Source organism: Microvirga zambiensis WSM3693 (genome assembly GCF_016735695.1).
In the GTDB taxonomy this organism is placed as follows: Bacteria; Pseudomonadota; Alphaproteobacteria; order Rhizobiales; family Beijerinckiaceae; genus Microvirga; species Microvirga zambiensis.
This window is the reverse complement of record NZ_JAERQD010000062.1, coordinates 22,724-29,227: the sequence shown is the minus strand read 5'-3', so window position 1 is coordinate 29,227 and position 6,504 is coordinate 22,724. Positions and strand designations below refer to the sequence as shown.

At 63.2% G+C, this 6,504-nt stretch carries 5 protein-coding genes; 1 reads left to right on the top strand and 4 read right to left on the bottom strand.

Translation table 11 applies throughout. The features are described from left to right. Positions 1 to 126 (top strand): TIGR02186 family protein (locus JKL46_RS28535; RefSeq protein WP_201839969.1); only part of this gene is annotated, 126 nt, incomplete at its 5' end. Positions 127 to 295: 169 nt separating this feature from the next. Here JKL46_RS28535 and JKL46_RS28530 read toward each other — a convergent pair. The 4 genes from JKL46_RS28530 to JKL46_RS28515 are packed head-to-tail and all read right to left on the bottom strand — an operon-like array spanning position 296 to position 6,503. Next, positions 296 to 3,142: a glycoside hydrolase family 2 protein gene (locus JKL46_RS28530; RefSeq protein WP_201839966.1), complete on the bottom strand. Its 2,847-nt coding sequence runs from the start codon at positions 3,140 to 3,142 to the stop codon at positions 296 to 298. Positions 3,143 to 3,182: 40 nt separating this feature from the next. Then, positions 3,183 to 4,664, bottom strand: a complete 1,482-nt coding sequence (locus JKL46_RS28525; protein WP_201839963.1) for a sulfatase family protein — start codon at positions 4,662 to 4,664, stop codon at positions 3,183 to 3,185. A 19-nt stretch (positions 4,665 to 4,683) separates the two neighbouring features. Then, a complete protein-coding gene (locus JKL46_RS28520) occupies positions 4,684 to 5,535 on the bottom strand; it encodes a carbohydrate ABC transporter permease (protein ID WP_201839959.1) in 852 nt (283 codons plus the stop codon). Next, the gene (locus JKL46_RS28515) at positions 5,532 to 6,503 is read right to left on the bottom strand and encodes a carbohydrate ABC transporter permease (RefSeq protein ID WP_201839956.1); all 972 of its coding nucleotides are present in this window, start codon (positions 6,501 to 6,503) and stop codon (positions 5,532 to 5,534) included. The genes JKL46_RS28520 and JKL46_RS28515 overlap by 4 nt, the downstream gene beginning before the upstream one ends. Between the last annotated feature and the right edge of the window lies 1 nt (position 6,504).

Here is a 6,504-nt window from a genome sequence, read left to right as displayed (position 1 = left end):
AAGACCGGCTTCGAGGAGCAGATCGGCGTCATCGCCCGCGACTGGTCGCTCGCCTACGGGCTCGCCACCGCCGCCATTGCCCTCCTCTGCGGCTGGATCGCCAGCGCCATCTTCCGACGGGATTGAGGCACGATCCGTCTCCGCTGTCATTCCGGGGCGCCGCAGGCGAGCCCGGAATCCATAGCCGTTGACAGTGCCGAAAGAGACGAAACGCGGCTCGCCCTTCCTTCTGACGTCGTGCTTAGGGATTCCGGGCTCCGCTTAAGCGGCCCCGGAATGACAATGGAGTTTTCGCTTACCGCTCCGTCGCGAGCGTGAAGAGAGCGTGCGTGAGGTGGGACGCGACCGGATCGAAGCCGGGCTCGTCGGCGGTCAGGCGGAAGGTACTCATCACCATCTTGCCTTTGCCGAAGGGACGTTCTCCGATCAGGGCGGCGGGCTTGTGGCCCCAGCCGACGAAGACACCGGCGTGAACGCGCGCTTCGTACTCCCAGGGGCGGAACCCGGTCAGCACGTGATGCGGCACCACCCGTTCGAACGAGAGGTCGAGCAGCGGTCCACCCGGGAACGTGGCAAAGGCCCTGTGTCGACGCAGCCAGTTGAAGCTCGTGATCCAGTCGCCACGCCACATGGTTCCGTTGCGCTGCTGAATGCCGATGGTCGGAAAGCGACGGTCGATATCGGAAAGTCCCGTGCCCGATGCGCGGCGGCGCGTGCGGTTCACGCTGCCGCCGTCGGCGACCGGATCGGCCTCATCGCGGAAGTAGGGCGGATGCGCCGGCGGTTCGTCGCGGCGGAGGTATTTCTGATCGGGATCGTCCCCGGCCAGCATCAGGTAGCGGGCACCCTGGCGGATCGCCTCGACATCCTCCGCGTCGACGGACCGCACGACCACGACATCCGCACTCTCGCGATCCGAGGCGCCTGCATAGCCGAGCGCCTTGAAGCGCTGCAGAAGATCCTCATGCGGAGACCAGACAAGCACCGGGCGATCAAACGACAATCTCGGATAGACCGAAACATCGAGAGTGTTGCGCGCCAGCTCGACGTCGGAGCCATCGCGCAGGCTGAAGAGGATGCGCATCTGCGTTGGTGCCGAGACCGCTGGAAGCGGGATCTCAATGGAATCCAGCGCTTGCACTGCCATTGCACCGGCGGCGGAGACGGCGATGCATCCCCGCTCATCCCGGCCTTCGACCGACCATTCCAGCGTCGCGCCCGAGGCGAGGCTCGCCATGCCCAGCGCGACCGACGGGGTAATGTTGATCGTCTCGCCGCTCCAATACGCCCACCTGTCGACTTTCGGAATGATGACGATGTCGGCGTTGATCTCCGCAAAACGCTCATGAAAGACGCGCAGATTGCGGCGCATGTCCATGAGTCCGTTCGCCTCCCAATGCACATCGGTGAACTCGGTGAGCACGTAGCCGCTGATGGAGCCATGCGAGCGCATGGATTCGATCTGATACTTCAGGTTGGCGAACTGGTGCCATTGCGTGGCATCGATGAAGCGCTCGAAGGTGCCGAAGACGCGGTCGAACCGCAGCACGGCGAAGCGCTGCCTCAACCCGTGCGGATAGGCCGATCCGTCGCCCCAGATCTGGCCCGTCTCCATCCACCAAGGCTCGGAGCCGTCCTCGTTCGTCAGCTTGTCCGGATGCGGCAGGCCCCAGACGCCGAACTCGGAGACGACGAGCGGTTCCTCGCCCGTCTGTTCGCTGTCGCCATGCGGGCTGTAGGTCCAGGCGGCAGCGCCGGCGAATTCCCTCGTCAGCGCGTCCCATTCTGCGCGGCGCTCGGGCAGGCAGCGGTAATAATGGTAGTCGTTGATGTCGCTCCTGACATGGAAGTTCGGTTGGCAAGGCGAGTTGTCGACCACGAGGCGGGTCGGATCGAGCGCTTTCATCCAGCTGTACATATCGGAGAGCCAACGCCGGTGATCCCTGTCCTCAAGCAGCTCCGTGCCCCAATCCTCGTTGATGATCGTCCACGCGATGATCGAGGGATGGTTGAAGTCTCGGGCGAGAATGCCTTCGAGCGTCTCCCTCGCGCGACGTTCGGCAGCGGGTGTGAAATAAGCGAAGTTCGGAAGCTCGGTCCAGATCAGCATGCCGAGGCGATCGGCAACCTCGTAATAGCGCGGATCGGGCACCTTGATATGCACGCGAAGGCAGTTGAGCCCAAGCTGCTTTGCCTTCAGCAGCTGATCTTCGAGAAACTCCAGCGAGGGCGGCGTGCAGATGCCGTCAGGGTAGTAATCCTGGTCGAGAGCGCCGCGAAGATAGAGCGGGTGGCCGTTGAGAAGCAGGCGACCGTGCTTCGTCTCGATCGACCGGAAGCCGAAGGTGTCCGTCCATTGATCGACCGTCACGCCGTCGCGCACGAGACGCAGATTCAGTCGATAGAGGTTGGGCTCGTCGGGCGACCACAGGTCCGGGTCGTCGACGCGAAGGGCAATTTCGGTCGGATCCGGTCCGCTCGGCGCGGCGACCTGCTCGGCGATGACGGCGCCGGAAGGCGCTTCGATCTCGGCGACGATTCGGTCCGCCGCCTCGGCGGACATCCGGACAAGGCCGTGCACGATGCCGGTTCTCGGATCGGCGGTGATGCGGCAGCCCTGGATATGCTGCGCGGCGCGGGCTTCCAGCCGAACCGACTGCCAGATGCCGCCGATCGGACCATACCAGCTCTGCTTGCCGTGCGGGACTTCGTGAAAGGGCGCATCCGGATAGATGTTGGCCTCGCTCGACGGCAGGACGACCCGGATTGTGAGTTCATGCTCGCCGGCGAGACCGGAACCGAGATCGAACTCGAACGGCAGATAGCCTCCCTCGTGCGTGCCGACGAAGCGGTTATCGCAATGCACCTCGGCGAGATGATTGACGGCACCGAAGCACAGAAAGAGGTTGCTGGAAGCCCAGTCTGCCGGAACCGAGAAGCGTTTGCGGTAAATCACTGTTCCGCTTGAATGCCTGAGATCGTCGAAGAGGGCCTGCCAGGGGGCCGGTACGCGAGCAATGCGCCAGTTGCCTTCGCCTTCGACTTGGAAGTCCCAGGCGCCATCGAGAGACAGGTGAGGACGCCGTCCCGTAGTGGCGTCATCGGCCCCGCGGGCCAGAAATTGGTCTTTGGCGAGAGTCATGGTGAATTCCGTTTCGCGTGTGAGATGACGATCGGCGCAGCTACCAGGGCGCCCGCCGCAGGGGCAGAGGATCGACCGTCCAGGCCATCCGGTCGCAAAGCTTCTGCAGCATGTAGAGCTTCACCGAGGCAGAGCGTTCGTCGTTCCAGAGATTGATCGTTTCGCCGGGATCCGCTTCCAGGTCGTAGAGCTCTCCGAGCGGCTCGCCGTGGAACGCGACCAGCTTGTAGCGCTCCGTCCGAACCATCGTTGCCTGCGGTGCGGGTCCCTTGTGCCAGGGCATGGCGTTGTAATACTCGCAATAGACGTCGTCTCGCGGTCCAAGCGGACCCGGCGATGCGTTGCGGCGCGCGATGAGCGGCCAGAGCGTGCGCCCCTGCATGCCGGGATGGCGTTCGATGCCTGCCGCATCCAGGAGCGTGCCTGCGATGTCGGTCAGCTCCGTGAGCGTCGCGACGCGCTCTCCTTGGCGAATGAGGTCTTTCGATCCGGCGATGATGAGCGGGACATGGACCGCAGGCTCGTAGAAATACGGTCCTTTCAGGTAAATGCCGTGATCTCCCAGCATCTCACCATGATCGGACATGAAGATCACGATCGTGTTGTCGAGCTGGCCCGTGCGCTCGAGCGCATCGATCAGTCGTCCGACCTGGTCGTCGATCAGATCGCACATCGCCCAGTAGGCGGCGGTGACGAGCCTGTGGTCCTTGTCCTTCATCTGGTCGAAGGGGTAGCCGGCATGGCCGCCATAGGCTTTCTCGTGATCGATGGTCTGGTAGACCGGCTTTCCGTCGAGCTCGCCCGGCACATAGGCAGGCACGGGAATCTCGTCGAGTCGGTCGAGATAGCGCTGCAGATAGTCGAGCGGCGGATCGAAGGGATGATGCGGATCGTAGAAATTGACGGAGAAGAGCCAGGGGCGCTTTCCGCCGGCATTGGCCTCGATGAAGGTTTCAGCCTTCTCGGCGCACCAGGTCGTGTGATGATGCTCAACAGGTGGGCCGATCTCCACATGTCCGGATTCGCCGAACGGTTTGGGATCGTATTCGGTGCCCTGTTCCAGCAGCCAGAGGTTATACTCGTTGGTCGGCCAGTTGTGGTTCGTCTTCTGCTTCGCATAGGCGATCGCCGGATGGTGCGACCAATGGAATTCCGCATAGCCGTCGTCGATGCGGCGCTCCATGCCCGGCGTCACGCTGGGATGGCAGGCGGAGAGATGCAGCTTTCCCGCCAAACCGCAGATGTAGCCGGCATCGGCCAGAAGCTTGGTGACGAGCACCTCGTCTTCCGGAATATCCTGTCCGTTCTGGCGCGTGCGCGTGGTGCGGGGATAACGGCCGGTCAGGATGCTGGCGCGGCTCGGCGTGCAGACGGGGCTCTGGCAGAAGGCCTGTTCGAACAGGACGCCGCGGTCCGCGAGCCTGTCCAGGTTCGGCGTGCGCACAAAGGAATTGCCGTAGCAGCCGAGTGTGTCCCAGCGCTGTTGATCGGTGCAGATCCAGAGGATGTTCGGTCGTGTCATCGTCATGTCCAGGCGTTTGTCAGGATTTCACCGCGCCGGCGAAGCCCTCGACGAGATAGCGTTGAGCGAAGAAGAACAGGATCACCACCGGCAGGAGGGAGAGCGTTGCCGCCGCGGCCATGCCGGGCCAGTCGGTCTCGTTGGTGCCGACGAAAGCGAGCATTCCCACGGCCAGGGTCCGCAGTTCCGGCGAGCCGAAGGTGAAGACCAGGGGGATGAGGAAGCTGTTCCAGGCAAACAGGAATGTCAGCACGGAGACCGTTGCCGTGACGGGGCCCGCGAGAGGCAGCATGATCTTGAAGAAGACGGTGAAGAAGCTTGCGCCATCGATCACCGCGGCTTCCTCGAGTTCCTTCGGGATGCGTTGGAAATAACCGGCATAGAGCAGGATGCCAGCCGCCTGCCCGCTGCCGGCAAGGGCCAGGATGATGCCCCAGCGGCTGGAGAGCAGACCGAGATCCTGCGTGAGATCGACGATGGGGATGATCGTCATTCCCGCTGGAATGACGAAGGTCGCGCCGAGAATGCCGATGATGAGACGTCTGCCATAGAAGTCGTAGCGACCGAGAACATAGCCGGACAGGGCGCAATGAAGCACGACGAGCAGGACGGTCCCGGCCGTCACCAGGATGGTGTTGAGCATGTATTGCGCGAATCCAGCGGTGGACCAGGCCCGTGCATAATTCTCCCACTGAGCCTTATCCGGAATCAGGTTCAGCCCCTTGCTGAAGATCTCGAGCGGTTCCTTGAGCGAAGCCGAGAGCAGCCAGAGAAACGGGTAGACCCAGAGCAGGCAGAGCAGAGCCAGCAGCGCGGCGATCAGGAGTGTGCCCCAGCGCAGGCGGATAGTTTTACGTTCCGACGCCATCATCGCGCTTCTCCCGCCCTGCGACGCAGCTGCCATCTGACGGCCATTTGCAGAGCGGCCAGGAGAACGATGCAGGCGCCGAAGAACAGGGCCGCGGCGGAGGCGTATCCCAGTCGCGGAATGTTGGCGGCGAAGGCCTGCCGGTAGACGAAGATGTCGATCACCTCGGTGGCGTAGAACGGCCCACCCCCGGTGAGGGTCAGCAGGAGATCGAACACGTTCGTCGCTTCGACCGCCGTGAGCAGCGTGATGATGATCAGGAACGGCACCAGCAGTGGGACCGTCACATACCGGAACTGCTCGACATGCCCGGCGCCGTCGATGCTGGCGGCCTCATAGAGATCCTTCGGGATCGTCTGCAGGGCGGCAAGCCAGTAGATGAGCGTGACGCCGAGCCACTTCCACACCCAGATCGCGACGGCGCTGTAGAGCGCGAGGCTTGCCTGGCCTAGGAAATTGACCGGACGCTCGAGAAGTCCGGAATCGAGGAGTGCCACGTTGATCGGTCCGCCGGTCGGATCGAGAACGAAGCGCATCACGACGCCGACGATGGCGCCCGTGGTCACGACGGGGAGGAACAAAGCCGTCCGCATGACCCGCACGAAGGGCAGGCGTGGATCGTTCAGCGCCACCGCCAGCACCAGCGCCAGTCCGACGCGCAAAGGCACCGCAAGGACGAGAAACATCAGCGTGTTGCCAAAAGCGTTCCAGAACTGCGGATCGCTCGCGAGCTCGCTGTAATTGGCGAGGCCGATGAAGACGCCATCGCTGTCGAAGCCGTTCCAGTCGAGAAGCGAATAGCGGATGCTCGCGACGATCGGCCAGATCGTATAGGCGGAATAGAGAATGACGGTCGGCAGGAGAAAGACATAGAGCCAGCGGCTCTGCCAGACTTGCCTGGCTATCTCCTCCGCTGAGCCGTCTTTCCGAGCCCCGGCCGAGGCCGGGGCTGCGCCTTGTCCCATGGCCATC